Source organism: Tsukamurella spumae (assembly GCF_012396015.1).
Lineage (GTDB): Bacteria > Actinomycetota > Actinomycetes > Mycobacteriales > Mycobacteriaceae > Tsukamurella > Tsukamurella spumae.
Genome location: NZ_JAAXOQ010000004.1, coordinates 85,261 through 102,930, shown reverse-complemented (window position 1 = coordinate 102,930; position 17,670 = coordinate 85,261). Strand labels below are relative to the sequence as shown.

The 17,670-nt window shown below is 70.2% G+C and carries 14 protein-coding genes; 6 read left to right on the top strand and 8 right to left on the bottom strand.

Annotated elements, in window-relative coordinates:
- Window positions 1–26 precede the first annotated feature (26 nt).
- Both HF999_RS22380 and HF999_RS04475 read left to right on the top strand, forming a co-directional pair.
- Window positions 27–617: a helix-turn-helix domain-containing protein gene (locus HF999_RS22380; RefSeq protein ID WP_246207213.1), complete on the top strand. Its 591-nt coding sequence runs from the start codon at window positions 27–29 to the stop codon at window positions 615–617.
- 20 nt (window positions 618–637) lie between these two features.
- Window positions 638–1,246 carry an RES family NAD+ phosphorylase gene (locus tag HF999_RS04475; protein WP_312854013.1) on the top strand — a complete coding sequence of 203 codons (609 nt, stop codon included), beginning with the start codon at window positions 638–640 and terminating at the stop codon, window positions 1,244–1,246.
- Window positions 1,247–1,330: 84 nt separating this feature from the next.
- Here the strand turns inward: HF999_RS04475 and HF999_RS04470 are convergent, their stop codons facing one another.
- Window positions 1,331–2,914, bottom strand: coding sequence for a long-chain-fatty-acid--CoA ligase (locus HF999_RS04470; RefSeq protein WP_168544710.1), 1,584 nt, complete (start codon window positions 2,912–2,914; stop codon window positions 1,331–1,333).
- A gap of 112 nt (window positions 2,915–3,026) precedes the next feature.
- Here HF999_RS04470 and HF999_RS04465 point away from each other — a divergent pair, with 112 nt between their 5' ends.
- The gene (locus HF999_RS04465) at window positions 3,027–4,238 is read left to right on the top strand and encodes an acetyl-CoA C-acetyltransferase (RefSeq protein WP_168544708.1); all 1,212 of its coding nucleotides are present in this window, start codon (window positions 3,027–3,029) and stop codon (window positions 4,236–4,238) included.
- A 36-nt stretch (window positions 4,239–4,274) separates the two neighbouring features.
- A complete protein-coding gene (locus tag HF999_RS04460; protein ID WP_168544707.1) occupies window positions 4,275–6,446 on the top strand; it encodes a 3-hydroxyacyl-CoA dehydrogenase NAD-binding domain-containing protein in 2,172 nt (723 codons plus the stop codon).
- Between the two features lie 88 nt (window positions 6,447–6,534).
- Here HF999_RS04460 and HF999_RS04455 read toward each other — a convergent pair whose 3' ends face one another.
- The 3 genes from HF999_RS04455 to HF999_RS04445 all read right to left on the bottom strand — a co-directional run bounded on the left by HF999_RS04455 (window position 6,535) and on the right by HF999_RS04445 (window position 8,897).
- Window positions 6,535–7,038 carry a DUF805 domain-containing protein gene (locus tag HF999_RS04455; RefSeq protein ID WP_168544706.1) on the bottom strand — a complete coding sequence of 168 codons (504 nt, stop codon included), beginning with the start codon at window positions 7,036–7,038 and terminating at the stop codon, window positions 6,535–6,537.
- Between the two features lie 111 nt (window positions 7,039–7,149).
- Window positions 7,150–7,911 carry an enoyl-CoA hydratase-related protein gene (locus HF999_RS04450; protein WP_168544705.1) on the bottom strand — a complete coding sequence of 254 codons (762 nt, stop codon included), beginning with the start codon at window positions 7,909–7,911 and terminating at the stop codon, window positions 7,150–7,152.
- Window positions 7,908–8,897 carry an NAD(P)H-dependent flavin oxidoreductase gene (locus HF999_RS04445; protein ID WP_168544704.1) on the bottom strand — a complete coding sequence of 330 codons (990 nt, stop codon included), beginning with the start codon at window positions 8,895–8,897 and terminating at the stop codon, window positions 7,908–7,910. Before HF999_RS04445 ends, HF999_RS04450 begins: the two co-directional genes overlap by 4 nt.
- Window positions 8,898–8,971: 74 nt before the next feature.
- Here HF999_RS04445 and HF999_RS04440 point away from each other — a divergent pair, with 74 nt between their 5' ends.
- Complete coding sequence (locus tag HF999_RS04440) at window positions 8,972–10,462, top strand: aldehyde dehydrogenase family protein (RefSeq protein ID WP_168544703.1); 1,491 nt, start codon at window positions 8,972–8,974, stop codon at window positions 10,460–10,462.
- 54 nt (window positions 10,463–10,516) lie between these two features.
- Window positions 10,517–10,762: a hypothetical protein gene (locus tag HF999_RS04435; protein WP_168544701.1), complete on the top strand. Its 246-nt coding sequence runs from the start codon at window positions 10,517–10,519 to the stop codon at window positions 10,760–10,762.
- Between the two features lie 62 nt (window positions 10,763–10,824).
- Here HF999_RS04435 and HF999_RS04430 read toward each other — a convergent pair whose 3' ends face one another.
- The 4 genes from HF999_RS04430 to HF999_RS04410 form a co-directional block, all read right to left on the bottom strand.
- Window positions 10,825–11,373, bottom strand: a complete 549-nt coding sequence (locus HF999_RS04430; protein ID WP_168544700.1) for a hypothetical protein — start codon at window positions 11,371–11,373, stop codon at window positions 10,825–10,827.
- 1,367 nt (window positions 11,374–12,740) lie between these two features.
- Entirely contained in the window at window positions 12,741–14,339 is a 1,599-nt protein-coding gene (locus HF999_RS04420; RefSeq protein WP_312854018.1) for a glycosyltransferase family 87 protein, read from the bottom strand.
- Between the two features lie 95 nt (window positions 14,340–14,434).
- Window positions 14,435–17,170, bottom strand: coding sequence for a transglycosylase domain-containing protein (locus tag HF999_RS04415; protein WP_210733454.1), 2,736 nt, complete (start codon window positions 17,168–17,170; stop codon window positions 14,435–14,437).
- A gap of 60 nt (window positions 17,171–17,230) precedes the next feature.
- Complete coding sequence (locus tag HF999_RS04410; RefSeq protein ID WP_312854012.1) at window positions 17,231–17,629, bottom strand: DUF5318 domain-containing protein; 399 nt, start codon at window positions 17,627–17,629, stop codon at window positions 17,231–17,233.
- Between the last annotated feature and the right edge of the window lie 41 nt (window positions 17,630–17,670).

The following is a 17,670-nucleotide window of genomic DNA, read 5'->3' as shown; positions in this document are numbered from 1 at the left end:
CAGCATCACGGTGCTATTCTGTGCGCATGTCCGAGGTCGATAGTCGGCTGGAGCACATCCTCCAGTCCCACGGTGTGGACGGCGTGAGCAGCGATGCGGTGCTCCACGCGATCGACCTCGCGCTCGCCGCAACCACCGGACCGCACACACCGCTCACCGCGACGGAGGAGGAGTTCCTGCGCGAGTTCGGCGGTCCGGGCGCCGCGAGTGCCCTCGACACACGGGACCCCCGTCGCGACGCCGCCACCGCTGCGACCGACGCGGCCCGCCGCGTCGCCGCGCTCCTCGCCGGATCACTGTCGCTGGCCGAGGCCGCGGAGCAGCTCGGCGTGGATCGCTCCCGGGTATCGCGTCGATGCTCCGCCGGTCGCCTCTGGTCCTTCATGGTCGACGGTCACGTGCGGATCCCGCGGTGGCAGCTGGCCGGCGCCAGGACCCTGCCGGGGCTCGAGCAGGTGGTGCCGGCGATCCCGGCCGAGAGCACGCCGCTCATGATCGAGGCTGTGATGACGGAACCCCAGGAGGAGACCGCGCTGCGGACGCCCGTCGAGTTCCTCGCGGAGGGCGGCGCCCCCGCCGTCGTCGCCGAGATGGTCGCGGACCTCGCGCGTTGGTGACCCCGGCGAAGGTGCCCCGGGTGCCGCCCGGCCCGCTCTCGGTGCACTCCTCCGAGGTGGTCGAGTACGCGGGCCCGCAGTGGCGGATCCACCGGACCGCGGGCCGCCATCTCGTCGCCTGGAACGAGGCCCGCCGATACGGCCCCCTGACCTCGATGCGGTTCGATCCGCACCCGACGGATCCGTGCGGGCCCGCACTCCACCCGTCGATCGGCGTGCACTACAGCGCCGTGGACATCACCACCGCGGTCGCCGAGACCTTCCAGCGCGTCCGCGCGGTCGACCTGTTCGCAGGCGGACCCGTTCTCACCGGCTGGCGACCGGTGCGCCCACTCCGCCTCCTTGATCTCGCGGGCACGTGGGCACTGCGCCAGGGCGCTGCCCAATCCCTCACTGCGGCACCGCGGTCGGTCTGCCGCGCGTGGGCTCACGCCGTCCACGCGGAACTTCCGGAGCTCGACGGGATGTGGGCACCGTCGACCATGACCGGTGCGGCGAACATCGTGCTGTGGCACCGCGCAGTGGACGCCCTGCCCGCGGCACCCGCCTTCACCCGGCCGCTCGACCATCCCGACGTGCGGCGGATGCTCGGTCCGATCTGCGCGGGGATCGGCTACCGCCTCCTCTGACACCCGCGCCGGCCGGCCCGGGCACCGGCGTGTGGTGGATCGACCTCGCTGAGCGGGGTCGATCCACCACAGGACACGGCCGCGTCAGCCGAACTGCTGGCGCAGGGTGGGCTTGGTGACCTTGCCGGCGGGATTGCGGGGCAGCTCGGGAACCACCACCAGGTCACGCGGATGCTTGTACCGGGCGAGGTGGTCGTTGAGGAACTCCGAGAGCGCCGCCACCGACAGCTCCGCACCGTCGCGCACGCTGACGACGGCGACGACGGCCTCGCCCCACTTCTCGTCGGGCCGGCCGATGACCGCCACCTCGGCGACGGCCGGGTGGGCTGCGACGGCGTTCTCCACCTCCACCGAGTAGATGTTCTCGCCGCCCGAGATGATCATGTCCTTCGCGCGGTCGGTGATGTAGACGAAACCCTCGTCGTCCATCCGCACCAGGTCGCCGGAGTGGAACCACCCACCGTCGAAGGCGGCTCGCGTGGCGTCGACGTTGTTCCAGTACCCGGCCATCATGTTGGGTCCGCGGTAGACGATCTCGCCGACCTCGCCGCGCGGCACGTCCTTGCCCTCGGGATCGACGACGCGGGCGGCGACGGTGCGCACCACCTTGCCGACGGAGCCGAGCTTGCGCAGCGTGTCCTCTCCGGTGAGGGCGCAGGTGACCGGGGACATCTCGGTCTGTCCGAAGACTGCGCAGATGGTGGCGTCTGGGAAGGTGTCGACCAGGGCACGCAGCAGCGTCTCGCTGGCGGGCGCGGCTCCCCACCAGACGTACTTGAGCTTCAGAGCGCGCGGGCGGGCCCGTTGCTCCGCCACCGCGAGCTGCCACTGCATCGGCACCATGAACATCGTCGTGATCCCCTCGCGCTCGAGGGCGTCCAGAGTCTGTGCCGGGTCGAACGCGCCCAACGGGAAGATCACCGACGTGGTCCCGGCGATGAAGGCGGTGGCCAGCACGCCGAAACCCGCGATGTGGAACAGCGGCACCGCGACCGCGCCCACCGCCTCGTTGTCCACCGATCCCGGGGCGATGAGGTTGTTGAAGCCCTGCGCCGTCATGTTCACGTGCGTGAGCACCGCGCCCTTGGGGCGGCCCGTCGTGCCCGAGGTGTACATGATCAGGGCCGGGGAGTCCTCCGGCACGTCGACGACGGGGGCCGTGCGCCCCTCCGCGGCGAGGTCCTCGTAGCCCAGGGCGCCCACGGCCTCGTCGGCACCGTCGAACCGGATGCGCAGGCCGAACTCGGCGCCGGCGGCGGACGCGGCCGCGACCAGCGGGTCGAACGGGGCCTCGTAGACGACGGCGCTGCAGCCAGTGTCCTGCGCCACGAAGGCCACCTCGGGCGGTGCCATCCGGAAGTTGACGGGGACGGCGATGCCGCCGAGGGCGGTCACGGCGAGCACGGTCTCGATGTACTCGAGACGGTTCAGGCCGAGGACGAGCACCCGGTCGCCGAACGAGACGCCGCGCTCGGACAGCGCGCCGGCGACCGCGCTCACCCGCTCCGCGAGCTGCGTCCACGTGAGGGTCTTGTCCAGGTACTTCAGGGCCGCCTGATCGCCGCGCATGACGGCGTGATTGCGGACCTGGTTGTTCCAGGTGTTGCGCTGTGAGCTGCGGGGCTCCTCCGTGCGCGGGAACCAGGCGATGTTCTCAAGAGCGGTCATGTATGCGATTGTGTTCTAGAACATGTTCGACGGGAGCCGAATCGCCTAAAGTTAAAGAATAGTGATTCACTTGTGACTAACCCCGCCGACAGTCATCCATGGAAGGAACACCGTGCCCGAAGCATTCATCTACGAGGCCATCCGCACTCCGCGCGGTAAGCAGCGCGGCGGCGCCCTACACGCCACCAAGCCCCTGGACCTGGTGGTCGGCCTGATCGACGAGCTCAAGGACCGCTACCCCACGATGGATCCGGCCGCGATCGACGACATCGTGCTCGGCGTGGTCTCCCCCGTGGGCGAGCAGGGCGGCGACATCGCGCGCACCGCCGCCACCGTCGCGGGTCTGCCCGAGACCGTGGCCGGCGTGCAGATCAACCGGTTCTGCGCGTCCGGCCTCGAGGCCACCAACATGGCCGCGCAGAAGGTGGCCGCCGGACTCGGCGACGACCTGGTGCTCGCGGGCGGCGTCGAGTCGATGTCGCGCGTGCCGCTCGGCTCCGACGGTGGTGCGATGCACCAGGACGTCACCACCAACTACGACACCTACTTCGTGCCGCAGGGCATCGGCGCCGACCTCATCGCGTCGATCGACGGCTTCAGCCGCGAGGACGTGGACACCTATGCCGCGCAGTCGCAGGCCAACGCCGCGGCCGCCTGGGACAACGGCTGGTTCGCCAAGTCCGTCGTGCCCGTCAAGGACATCAACGGCCTGACGGTCCTCGACAACGACGAGCACCGTCGCCCCGGCAGCACCGTGGAGAGCCTCGGCAAGCTGCGCCCCGCCTTCGACGGCATCGGCGAGATGGGCGGCTTCGACGCCGTCGCGCTGCAGAAGTACTACACCGTCGAGAAGATCAACCACGTCCACACGGGCGGCAACAGCTCGGGCATCGTCGACGGTGCCGCGCTGATCCTGGTGGGCAACGAGGCGGGCGGCAAGAAGGCCGGCCTGACCCCGCGCGGCCGGATCGTGGCCACCGCGGTCACGGGCTCGGAGCCGACCATCATGCTCACCGGCCCCACGCCGGCCACCGAGAAGGTCCTCGCCAAGGCGGGACTGTCGAAGGAGCAGATCGACCACTGGGAGCTCAACGAGGCCTTCGCGTCCGTCGTGCTGCGGTGGATGAACGACTTCAAGCTCGAGCGCGAGCAGGTGAACCCGCTCGGCGGCGCCATCGCGCTCGGCCACCCGCTCGGCGCGACCGGCGCGATGCTGGTCTCGACGGTGCTCGACAACCTCGAACGCACCGGCGGCCGCTACGGCCTCATGACCCTCTGCGTGGGCGGTGGCATGGGCATCGCCACCATCATCGAGCGCCTCTGACGGCCCCGGAAGACTTTCAGGAGAACACGAATCACCATGGCTGAAAACATGATCCGCTGGGAGCAGGACGCCGACGGCATCGTCGTCCTGACGATGGACGACCCCACCAGCTCCGCGAACACCATGAACGACCTGTACCGCGAGTCGATGGCGGCGACGATCGACCGCCTGGAGGCCGAGAAGGACTCCATCACCGGCGTCGTACTGACGTCCGCGAAGAAGACCTTCTTCGCCGGCGGCAACCTGGGCCTGATCCGCCAGGCGACGAAGGCCGACGCGCAGCAGGTCTTCGAGAACGTCGAGTCGATGAAGGCCGCCCTGCGCCGCCTCGAGACCCTCGGCAAGCCCGTCGTCTCCGCGATCAACGGCGCCGCCCTGGGCGGCGGCCTGGAGATCGCCCTCGCCACGCACCACCGCATCGCCGCCGACGTGCGCGGCTCGCAGATCGGCCTTCCCGAGGTCACCCTCGGACTGCTCCCCGGCGGCGGCGGCGTCACCCGCACCGTCCGGCTGCTCGGCCTGCAGGGCGCCCTGATGGGCGTGCTGCTGCAGGGTCCCCGGATGAAGCCCACCAAGGCGCAGCAGGTGGGCCTCGTGCACGAGGTCGTGGGTACCGTCGAGGAGCTCATCCCCGCCGCCAAGGCCTGGATCAAGGCGAACCCCGAGGGCGGCGTGCAGCCCTGGGACGTCAAGGGCTACAAGATCCCCGGCGGCTCGCCGTCGTCGCCGGCGATCGCGGCGAACCTCCCCGCGTTCCCCGCGAACCTGCGCAAGCAGCTCAAGGGCGCCCCGATGCCCGCGCCGCGCGCGATCATGGCCGCCGCGGTCGAGGGCGCGATGGTCGACTTCGACACCGCCAGCGTCATCGAGGGCCGCTACTTCGTCTCGCTGGCCACCGGCCAGGTGTCGAAGAACATGATCAAGGCGTTCTTTTTCGACCTGCAGCACATCAACGGCGGCGGCTCGCGGCCCGAGGGCTACGACAAGTACCAGGCCAAGAAGGTCGGCGTCATCGGCGCCGGCATGATGGGCGCCGCGATCGCGTACGTCTCCGCGAAGGCCGGCATCGAGGTCGTGCTCAAGGACATCGACATCGAGGCCGCCAAGCGCGGCAAGGCCTACTCCGAGAAACTGGAGGAGAAGGCGCTCGCCAAGGGCCGCACCACCGCCGAGAAGTCGGCGGAGCTGCTCGCCCGCATCACGCCCACCGTCGACCCCGCCGATTTCGCCGGTGTCGATCTCGTGATCGAGGCCGCGTTCGAGTCGGTCGAGGTCAAGCACAAGGTGTTCCAGGAGATCGAGCACATCGTCGAGCCCGACGCCATCCTCGGCTCCAACACCTCGACGCTGCCCATCACCATCCTCGCCGAGGGCGTGGGGCGCTCCGAGGACTTCATCGGCATCCACTTCTTCTCCCCCGTGGACAAGATGCCGCTGGTGGAGATCATCCGCGGCGCCAAGACCTCGGACGCGGTGCTGGCCAAGGTGATCGACTACACCCTGCAGATCAAGAAGACCCCGATCGTGGTCAACGACTCGCGCGGCTTCTTCACCTCGCGGGTTATCGGCACGTTCGTCAACGAGGCCATCGCGGCCGTCGGCGAGGGCGTGAACCCCGTGCTCATCGAGCAGGCGGGCCAGCAGGCCGGCTACCCGGCGGCGCCGCTGCAGCTGATGGACGAGCTGACCCTGACGCTGCCGCAGAAGATCCGCAAGGAGGCCCGCGCCGCAGCCGAGGCCGCCGGCAACCCGCTGCCCGTGCACGGCAGCGATGCCGTGGTCGACGCGATGGTCGACGCGGGCCGCACCGGCCGCAAGGACGGCGCCGGCTTCTACGACTACGTGGACGGCAAGCGAACCGGTCTGTGGCCCGGCCTGAAGGATCTCCTGCCCACGGGCCAGGACATCCCGCTGCAGGACATGATCGACCGGATGCTGTTCGCCGAGTCGCTGGAGACGGTACGCTGCTTCGACGAGGGCGTGCTGACGTCCGTCGCCGACGCCAACATCGGCTCGATCTTCGGCATCGGCTTCCCCGCCTGGACCGGCGGCGTGCTGCAGTTCATCAACGGCTACGAGGGCGCCGACGGAACCGTGGGCCCCAAGGCCTTCGTCGCCCGCGCTCAGGAGTTGACCAAGTACGGCGAGCAGTTCACCCCGCCCGCCTCCCTGGTCGCCAAGGCCGAGGCGGGCGAGACCTACGAGTAGGGCTCTCCGCTAGGGCGTAGCGCGAAGGGCCCGGCACCGTCGTTCGACGGTGCCGGGCCCTTCGTCATGTCCGCGTTTCGGCGGACCGCTAGACCTGCGCCGACTGCACCGAAGGCCCCTGCTGGTCGAACCGGATTCCGGCAGGATTGCTCGCCAGCACGCCGATCACGATCGGACCCACTGCACCGATCATCGGGACGATTCCCACAACGCAGACCAGTAGGTACCACCAACCCGAGGCGTTCGCGTCGTGCAGACGGCGGACGCTGAGCGCGATGTTCGCCACCCCCATCGGGAGGCCGAGAAGCAACCCGGCGATCGCGAGGCAGAGGAAGATCCACGAGAGCACCGGAGCGGTGTTCTCGAGGGCACCGCCGATCAGGCTGCAGGCGAAGACGGCGACGAAGAGGATCACGTACAGCAGCCAGGTCCACCAGTACTCGCTCTGCGAGGCCCGGCCTCGGTAGCGGAACGCCGACTTGAAGAAGCGTTTGGTCGCTTCGCCGAAGCTCGCGCCGTAGAGCGGCCGTGTCAGATCGTCGGGATTGCGCATCCCGATCGCCGGTGCCTGGTGCTGGTAATACTCCGTCATGTGATTCCCCCTGGTCACTCGGCCGCAGTTCAACCGCCGGGAAAACCTTAGAGCGCCATAAAACAACCTGGCAATATGCTTTACATCACCCCGGGTTGATCGCGGGGAGTGTCAGTCCGCGAAGCGGGCCGGGCGCTTGCCGAGCATGGCCGCGACGCCCTCGCGGTGGTCGTCGGTCTTGAGCAGGACGACCTGCGACTCGGTCTCGCGGCGCAGGGCACCGTCGAGGCCCGCGAGGGTGGAGGCGTTCATGGCGCGCTTGGTAGCGGCGATCGCCGCCCGCGGACCGGACGCGAGCTTCGCCGCCGCGGCGGCCACCGCATCGTCGAGCTCCTCGGCCGGTCGGACCGCCGTGACCATGCCGGCGGCGAGGGCCTCCGGCCCGTAGATGCGTTCACCGAGCAGAGCCATGCCCATCGCCCGGGTACGGCCGATGGCGGCGGGCACGAGCGCGGTGGTGCCCGCGTCGGGCAACAGGCCGATGCCGACGAAGGGCAGCAGGAAGTACGCGGTGTCGGCGACGAAGGTCAGGTCGGCGGCCAGCGCCAGCCCCACCGCCATCCCCGCGCAGGGGCCGTTCACCTTGGCCATCACCGGGATCGATGCCGCGACGATCGCGCGCACGTACGCATTCACCGCCTCGAGCGCCTCCTGCGGGTCCGCCGCCTCCCCCGCCAGGTCGGCGCCCGTGCTGAACGCGCGACCCTCGCCGGTGATGACCACGACGCGGATTCCGGGGTCCGCGTCCGCCTCGGTGATGAAGCGCGCGAGGTCCCGTGCCGCGCGGATACCGAAGGCGTTCATCCGCTGCGGGCGGGTGATGGTGATCGTCAGGACACCGGACTCGACGGTGCGCTGGAAGCTCTCGCTCATGCCACCGACTCTTCCACTCGCGCCAGCGGCGCGAGGCGCCGTTCGACGATGGCCGCGCCCTCGACGATCATCCGCTCGATCAGCGCCGCCACCGTCGGCACGTCACGGATCAGGCCCTGACACAGGCCCACGCTCCAGATGCCGGCCTCGACGTCACCGTCCTCGAAGACGGTGCGACCGCGGGCGCCGGCCACGAGGTGGCGGATGTCCTCGAACTCGCAGCCCTGCGCCTCGGTCTCGACCACCTCGACGGAGACCGAGTTCTTCGCCACGCGGGCGGTGTTTCCCAGCGTGCGGAAGATGAGTTCCGTGTCCAGCTCGGAGTTCTCGACGATCTGCTGCTTCACCTCGGGCGCGATCGGGGACTCGACCGTGCACAGGAAACGGCTGCCCATGTTGATGCCGTCCGCACCCAGTGCGATCGCGGCGACGAGCCCGCGGGCGTCCGCGATACCGCCCGACGCCAGGATCGGAATGTCCAGCGCATCCGCGGCGGCGGGGATGAGGACGAGGCCGGGAATGTCGTCCTCGCCCGGGTGGCCGGCGCACTCGAAACCGTCGATCGACACCGCGTCGACGCCGATGGCCTGCGCCTTGAGCGCGTGCCGGACGCTGGTGCACTTGTGGATCACCTTGACGCCGTTGTCCTTCAGGAAGGGCAGGAACCTCGCGGGGTTCGACCCCGCGGTCTCGATGATCTTCACGCCCGAGTCGACCGCGGCGCGCAGATACTCCTCGTAGGGCGGCGGGTCGATCGTCGGCAACACGGTGAGATTCACGCCGAAGGGCTTCGACGTCAGCTCACGCGCCCGCGCGATCTCCTCACGGAGCGCCTGCGGCGTGGGTTGCGTGAGGGCGGTGATGATGCCGAGGCCGCCGGCCTCCGACACCGCGGCGGCCAGGCCCGCGCGCCCGACCCACATCATTCCGCCCTGGACGATCGGATACCGGACGCCGAACTGCTCGGTGAAGCGCGTTGAGAACATGTCCGAAAACTAGCACAGATGAGAGAACAGTCTCTAACATATGGATCTGACGACCGAGACCTCCCGGAGGACCCATGACCGCACCGTCGAACCTGCAGACCGGTGACCTGATCTCCACCGACCCCCGAACCGGCGCGGAGGTCGCCCGCTTCCCCATCGCGGACGCCGCAGCCGTCGTCGCCACGGTGGACACCGCCCGGGGCGCCGCGACCTGGTGGGGCGGCCTCACCCCCAAGGCCCGCCGCAGTTGGCTGCTGCGCTTCCGCGGCGAGCTCGCGCGCCGCTCCGAGGACCTGGCCGGCGTCATCGGGGCCGAGACCGGGAAGCCGCACGACGACGCGCTTCTGGAGGTCATGCTCGCGATCGTCCACCTGGACTGGGCCGCGAAGAACGCCGAGAAGGTGCTCGGCCGCCGCAAGGTCGGCACCGGCATGATGGGCGCCAACCTGACCGCCACCGTCGAGCACGTGTCCTTCGGCGTGATCGGCGTGATCGGGCCGTGGAACTACCCCGTCTACACCCCGATGGGCTCGCTCTCGTACGCCCTCGCCGCGGGGAACGCGATCGTCTTCAAGCCCAGCGAGCTGACGCCGGCCGTCGGCCAGTTCCTCGCCGACACCTGGGCCGCCGCGTGCCCCGGACAGCCCGTGCTCCAGGTGGTGCACGGCTACGGCGACACCGGCGCCGCACTCTGTCGCGCGGGCGTCGACAAGCTGGCGTTCACGGGCTCCGCCCGCACCGCACGCGCCGTGATGGCCACGTGCGCGGAGACACTGACCCCCGTCACGATCGAGGGCGGCGGCAAGGACGCGATGCTCGTGGACGCCGATGCGGACATCGACGGCGCAGTCAAGGCCGCGGCGTTCGGCGCCTACGGCAACGGCGGGCAGACCTGCGCCGGCGTCGAGCGGGTGTACGTCGTCGCGGACCGGTACGACGAGTTCGTCGACAAGCTGGCCGCCGCGTCCCGCGAGATACACGGCGGCGAGACCGACGGCGTCGACTACGGTCCCGCGACGATGCCCAAGCAGCTGCAGATCATCGCCTCGCACATCGACGACGCGCTGAGCCGCGGCGGCCGCGCCCTCGTCGGCGGCCGGGAGTCCGTCGGCGAGCGGACCGTCCAGCCCGTACTCCTCGTGGACGTGCCGGACGATTCGACCGCCGTCACCGAGGAGACCTTCGGCCCCACGGTCGTCGTCACGCGCGTCAAGGACATCGACGAGGCGATCGACAAGGCCAACGACAGCACCTACGGACTCTCCGCCGCGGTCATGACCAAGAACCTCGCCTGGGGCCGGGAGCTGGCCCGCCGGCTGCGCACGGGCGCCGTCGCCGTGAACTCGTTCCTGTCGTTCTCCTCCGTGCCCGCGCTGCCCTTCGGCGGCATCGGCGACTCCGGCTTCGGCCGGATCCACGGCGCCGACGGGCTCCGCGAGTTCAGTCGGCCGCAGTCGGTGGCCGCGCAGAAGTTCGCGCTGCCGATGGACCTGCTCTCGTTCACCCGCAAGGAACGCGACATGAAGGTCGTGCGGGTGATGCTCAAGCACCTCTACGGCCGCTGACCGGTGGTCGGCGTGCACCGGGGCCGCACGGCCGACACCGAATGACAACGGTTCATGCTGCCGTGGAATCGCCGGCGCTATCGCCTCCCGAACCCGGCGGCCGGACTCGCGCTGACCTACGCGCGCGCCCCGTTCATCGTCGCCGTGGAGATCCTTCGACGATGCAGCCCCACCGTGGACGCGGAATGGCAGGCCTCGTCGATGCGGTCGTGGGAACGCTGGCTGGACTGGGCCGCCCGCGAGCAGGGCCAGGACTTCCACGTCTCCGCCAACCTCCGCGAGGAATCCGCCGCGCACTAGTCATCCCCACGGACAGCGCGAAAGAGCCCACGTACCACGGTCGCCCCCGACGGAGGGCCGGGTCAGAAGGTGGTCGTGTTCGCCACGTCCACACTGACGCCGTGCCCGCCGCGGGAGAACACGGTCTTCCCCGCGCTCGCCTCGACGGTCCAGCCGTAGGCGCTGTAGGTGCCGCCGTAGTGGATGGTCGTGGCGGGCACGGTGACCGCCATGTTCCCGTAGTACCAGTCGAGGGCCCCGCCCCGGTAGACGAACCCGGTGGCGGGCTCGCCCGTCCGGGCCCGGTAGGTCTTGCCGAACTCGACGGACTGGCACTCGACGAATTCGGCGCGGATGTTGCAGGTGGTCTTACCGGACTCGGTGAGCACCCGCACTACCTGTCCCGCCGTGGGCAGGGCCGTGACCGTACGGTTCGGGACCGCCGGGGCGGCGGTCGCCGTCCGCGCCGGCGTCCGGGGTTGCTGCGTCCCCGCGGTCGAGCCGTCCTGGTTCGCGCTCGGGGCGGCGGTCACCGTCACCGTCGGGCCGGCCGAGCGTGCGCCGTCCCCGCACCCCGCCACGGCCACCGTCGCGAACAGCACCGCCCCCGCGACCTTCATCGTCGTCCCCATGTCCGTTCCTCCCCTGCCGCGCGATGCGGCTCACTGGATGATCGACCGACACCGCGTGGTCGTTAACAAGGTTCGCGAAGTGGCACGACCGCGCTGCCGGGCCGCGCGACCTCGACCGATAGGGTGGAGCGCATGTCCCGGCCCAGATTCCGCCCCGACCGGGTGGCGTGGACCGTGCTCGGTCTCACCGTTGCAGCGCTCGTCATCGGCTACCAGATCAAGGCGCAGTGCACCGGCGCCCCCTTCGACCAGTTCGGCCGCTCCGAGGGATTCGCCAACACTCCGGGCCGGATCTGCTACTCCGACCTGCAGTTCCTCTGGAGCGGGCGCGACGTGAACAACCACGTCTTCCCCTACCTGAGCGGGTGGATCGACGCCGACGGCAAGCTGCAGGGCGGCGCGATCGAGTACCCCGTGCTGAGCGGGCTGCTGTTCTGGGTGGGCGCGATCGGCGCGCACAACGACGCCGAGTTCCTGCTGCACATGGCCGTGCTGCTCGCGCCCTTCGGACTGCTCACCGCCTGGGTACTGGCGAAGGTCTCGGGCCGCACCGCCGCGCTGTGGGCGGTGGCCCCGCCGCTCGCGCTGTACGCCTTCCACAACATGGAGCTTCCGGTGGTCGCCGCAGCCACGCTCGGCTTCGGCATCATGGCCTGGGCCGATCGGACGGGCGGGTCGATCCGGATCCCGGCGATCGCCACCGCCGCGGTGTTCGCCGTGGGCTTCGACCTGAAGATCTATCCGGGCCTGTTCGTGGCGCCGCTCGTGCTGTACGTGCTCACCCACGGGAGGGGCGGCACCGTCGCGCTGCCCGACGGGCCCGGGCGCAACGCCCGCGTCGACCGACGGTTGCTCGACTGGGTCGGCGCCGCCGCCACCGCCGCGACCGCCGTGGTGGTGGCCGTCGCGATCAACGTGCCCTTCATGGTCCTCGGCTTCGACGGCTGGCGGGCCTCGCTGAAGTTCCAGGAGCTGCGCACGGCGGACCTGTCGACCAACTCCATCTGGTACTGGGGCGTGCTCAGGGCCTTCGACGATCCGAAGGCCTACGACGACCTGGTCGGCAAGCTCTCGCCGCTGCTGATCGCGGTCTCGATCGTCGCGCTGCTGGTCGTCGGATGGATGCGTTACCGCCGCACCGGCATCTACCCGTGGGTCGGCGTCAGCGGCGCGATCCTCGCCGCGTTCATGCTCTTCCACAAGGTGCACTCCCCGCAGTACGTGCTGTGGCTGCTGCCCTTCTTCGTGCTGCTCAAGGTCGACTGGCGACTCGTCGGCGCGTACCTGCTGTGCGACCTGAGCCTCGAGCTCACGGTGTGGAACTACTTCTCCGAGCACGCGGCCAACACGCCGATCACGTGGTGGGTTCAGTGGGGCGTGTGGATCGGCGTCTGGGGCAGGGCGGCACTGCTGCTGCTGTTCCTCTGGTACCTCCCCCGCGCCTCCCTGCGGCTGCGCAGCCAGGACGCGTCGGGCGCACCGTCGAGCACGCCGCCCGCAGGGTCGTCCAGCGGAGGCGAGTACGGCCCCGGGAAGGTCGACCGGACCAGGTCCTCGTCGGGCCGGTAGATCTGCCGCACCACCAGCACACACAGGCCGATCACGGCCAGGTCGCGCAGGAGGACGGTGGCCGTGAAGGCCTGCTCCGGCAGCCCCTTGTTCTGGATGCCGAGGAAGTACATCATGCGCGGCACCCAGACCAGCGCGTCGATCGTCATCCAGGCCAGCAGGATCCGGGTGTGCGGGATCGCGAGCACGGCCAGCGGCACCAGCCACAGCGAGTACTGCGGGCTCCACACCTTGTTCACCAGCAGGAAGCCGGCGACCAGCAGGAAGGCGAGCTGCGCCACTCGGGGCCGGCGGGGGGCCTTGAGCGCGAGGTAGCCGACGCCGGCGACGAACGCGAGGAAGAGTACGAGGGTGATCGCGTTCGCGAGCGTGGAGGCACCGCCCCGCGGCCCCGCGCCCCCGAACACCCAGCCGCCGGTGAACGAGCTGACGGCGGTGTAGATCGAGTCCATGTCGACCGCGCGGATCGAGTTCCGGTGGAAGAACTCCCACCAGCCCTGCGGCCACAGCGCCAGCACCGGCAGATTGACGGCGAGCCACGCGGCGGCCGCGGTGAGCGAGGCGGTGAGCCACGGCCGCAGGCGGCCGGCCCGCAGACACAGGAAGAACAGCACGATCAACAGGAACGCCGGGTACAGCTTCGCCGCGGCGCCGAGCCCGATCACGATGCCCGCCCACGCGGGCATCCGCTTGGCCCACAGCAGCATTCCGACGGCCATCGCCGCGACCGCGATCGCATCGAAATTGGTGAAGACGTGCACGACGACGAGGGGCGACGCCGCCATCAGCATCGCGTCCCACGGGCGGCGGGCCGCCAGCCGGCCCGGGCCGGCGGAGCCACCCGCTAATCGGGTCGTCGCCCACACCGCGATCAGCCAGAACATCGCGAGCCCGACCGCGACGACCGTGAAGAACAGCACGACCTCGATGGCCGCGGGTACGCCCCAGGCGTCGTGCACCGCCGCCCAGGTCTTGGCGATCCGCATCGACGCGTACTGGTAGAAGCCGGTGAGCACCGGGTACTCCATGTAGCGCTCCTGCTGGGCGCCCGTGGGATCGGTGTCGAAGAACTGCGTCTTGTAGGGCATGCGGCCCTCGTTCAGGCGCTCCGCCCCGTACAGCGGCACCGTGTCCGAGTAGCACATCGCGGCGTAGGGCCGGTTGCCCGACCAGTCCAGCACGAGCTGGCCACCGTCGTTCTTCTGCTGCAGACACCCCGCCTTGGTGGTCCAGCCCAGCGCCAGGAACAGCACCGCGACCAGCAGGATCAGCCGCAGCGGCGTGAAGAACCGCTGGAAGCCGAGCTGTGCGTGCGCGCCGACCGGACCGCCGACCGCCGTCGAGAAGTCCCGCGCCACCGCGTCGGTGCGGCTCGGGACGTCCCGGTCCGGCTCGATCGCCGTGGCCGGATCGAAGCGGCCCGGGCTGACGTGGAGACGGTCGGCGTCCACGTCCGTGCCGACACCCGGGCCGGACTCGTCCGGTGCGTCCGTCACGGCACCGGGTTCGTCACCCGCGGCGGCACCGTCTGGCCGCCGTTGCCGTTACCCGTGCCGCCACCGGGGCGCGGGCGCGTGGTGGGCTGGCCGGGGTAGGTCGGGTAGCCGTTGCCCGGCTGCGTGGTGGTCGGGTCCCAGGGGAAGGTGGGCATCGGAACGCCCGGCAGGCCGGGCACCGTGCGGCTCACGCTCGGATCGGCCGAGGCCGAAGCGGACGCCGAGCCCGCGGAGCTCGTCCGCACCCGGGTCTCCACCGGCACGCCCGCGGAGCCACCGATGTAGCCCGGGGTCGGGAAGGACTCGTAGTCCGAGTCGGAGAGCGCGCCGTCCATCGTCTGCTTCCACACGTCCGACGGGACGCCCGAGCCGTAGATGATGCCGCCGTACGAGTTGGTGATCGGGCCGCCCTTGTCGTTGCCGACCCAGACCGCCGTCGAGATCGACGGGGTGTAGCCGACCATCCAGGCGTCCTTGTTCTGCCCCGTGTCCTGGTACTGCGCGGTGCCGGTCTTGGCAGCGGAGGCGCGGCCGCCGGCCAGCCCGTGGCCGTTGGAGTAGGAGGCGATCGGCTGCAGCGCCGCGGTGACGTTGTTCGCGACGTCCTTGCTGAAGCGACGCTCACCGGGATCGTTCTGGCGGTCGAGCAGCGTCCGGCCGTCGGCGGTCACGACCTTCGAGACGAGGTGCGGCTTGCGGTAGACGCCCTCGGCGGCCAGCGTGGCGTACGCGGAGGCCATGTCGATCGGCCGGCTCTGGTACTGGCCCAGCACGACGCCGCCCTCGACGCCGCTGCCGTCGGACTGCTCCAGCGTCTTCTTGATGTCCCCGAAGCTCTCCGCCACGCCGGCCTTGTGCGCCGCGTCGGCGACCGCCTGGGCCTGGCCGTTGAGGTCCATCATGAGCCGGTAGAACACGGTGTTCAGCGACATCTTCATCGCCGTCGCCAGGTTGCAGCTGCCGCAGGACTCGCCGTCCGAGTTGGTGACCGTGACCCCCTGAGCCTTGAACGGCGCCGAGGAGTAGACCTTCGACAGGCCGATGCCCTGCTCGAGCCCGGCGACCAGCGCGAACACCTTGAACGACGATCCGGTCTGCAGGCCGGCCTGCACCCGGTCGAAACCGTTGCCGTCGTCGCCGCCGTAGTAGGCCAGCACGCCGCCGGTCTTCGGGTCGACGGAGACGATCGCGGTGCGCAGGTCCTTCGGCTGGTTCTCGGCCATGTTCCGGGCGGCCTTCACCGCCGCGGCCTGCGCCTGCGGGTCGATCGTGGTGGTGATCTTCAGGCCCTGCGTGTTGAGCGTCGACTCGTCGATGCCCGCATCCTTGAGCTCGCGCAGCACCTGGGTCTTGATCAGACCGTTCGGCCCGGCGGACAGGTCGTCGCCGCTGCTCTTGCTCAGCGCGGTCACCTTCGGGAACTGCATCTTCGCCCGTTGCGCCGGATCGAGCGTCTTCATGTCGACCATGCCGTCGAGCACGTAGTTCCACCGGCCCGTGGCGTCGGCGAGGTGCGTGGTGGGCTCGTACAGCGACGGCCCGCGGACGACGCCCGCCAGCAGCGCCGCCTGCTCGGCCTTGAGATCCTTCGCATTGACGTCGAAGTAGGCCTTCGCCGCGGCCTGGATGCCGTACGCGCCGCGCCCGAAGTAGATCGTGTTCAGGTAGGCGGCCATGATGTCGTCCTTCGACCAGGACTTGGACATCTTGGTCGAGATGATGAGCTCTTTCCACTTGCGCGTCAGCGAGGACTCATCGCCGACCAGCGCGTTCTTCACGTACTGCTGCGTGATCGTGGAACCGCCGCCCGCGTCCTGGCCGTCGCCCGCAACGCCCGGCACGCGCAGCCACACTGCGCGCGCGAAACCCTTGAGCGAGAAACCCGGGTTCGTCGCGAAGTCGCGGTCCTCGGCGGCCATGATCGCGTTCTTCATCACGTCCGGGATGTCCTGCGCCGGCAGGATCTCGCGGTTGCCGCCGGCCGGGATGACCCGCGCGACGGGCGTGGTCCCGTCCTTCATCGTGATGGTGGCGACCTGCTCGGTCTGAATCTCGCCGGGCTGCGGCACATCGGTGCGCCAGTAGCCGATGAGGAAGGCCAGGAGCGCGACCACCATGATCAACGCGACCGCTGCGACGCCGCCGGTCACGACGCGTCGGAGGAGTGATCCGCTCACGAGTGCTCGCAGGCCCTTCTTGTCGGAGTCGTCATGATCGCCGTCCTCGGGCTCGTCCGGACCGTCCCCGTCGCCCCCGCCGGGACCGTCTCCGCCCGGACCGTCTCCGCCGGGACCGTCACCGCCACCGTCGGCGGGAGGGGGCGGGACGGGGGCCGTCTTGCGGATCACGACCGGCTGTTCCGGCTCCTCCGGGCGCGGCCGCCCGCCACGGTCCGCCTCAGCGGCGAGCTCGGACTCGTCGACCGGACGACCCGAAAGGGGCTGGTACGCCGAGCGCGCGGCGCCCGCCGGCGGCAGGTTCGCGCCCGACGGTGCCGAGGCGGCGTTCGCACCCGCACCGGGACGGCCGGGGTTCGGCCCGGCGCCCTGCGCCGGGCCCTGGCCACTGTTCTGCACCAGCGGGAACTGCGTGGTCGGCGCCGCCTGCGGCGGGACCGGCGGCTTCGGCGCGGGCTGTGGAGGAACCGGCCCTCCGGGCCGCGACGGCCCTCCGGCCGCCCCGTTCCGCTCGTCGTTGCCACCCGGGTTCGTCACCGCTGGTTCTCCGCTCATCTCTTCGTTCGTTCACTGCGCCCCGCGCCGACCCGTCGTTCCGACCGGCCGTCGGATCCGCTAGCCGGGCGCCGCGCGACGTTTTCGCTTCGGCCGCGGGGGGAGCCCCGCGACGTACGACTGCACCAGATGATTCCAGTTGCACGACCTGCAGACCTCCACGACATGCACTGAGAACTCCACTGACGTGGATTCGAGGTCGCTGAGCTCCGCGTCCGTCCGCGCCGAACCCGACGCGGGACCGAGCGAATCGCCGAACACCCACGACACGAGGGTCAGCTGCTCCTTGCGGCAGATCGGGCACAGTACCTCGGACGATCGCCCGTGGAACTTCGCCGCGCGGAGCAGGTAGGTATCGGCATCGCACACGGATTTGACCGCAGTACGCCCGGCGTTGACCGACGCGAGCAGCGATCGCCGCTGCAGCGCGTAGTCCACCGTTTGCCTCTGCGTCCGCACGGATCCAATGTACTTGGCTCGGGTGCGCACTGCCGCGACAA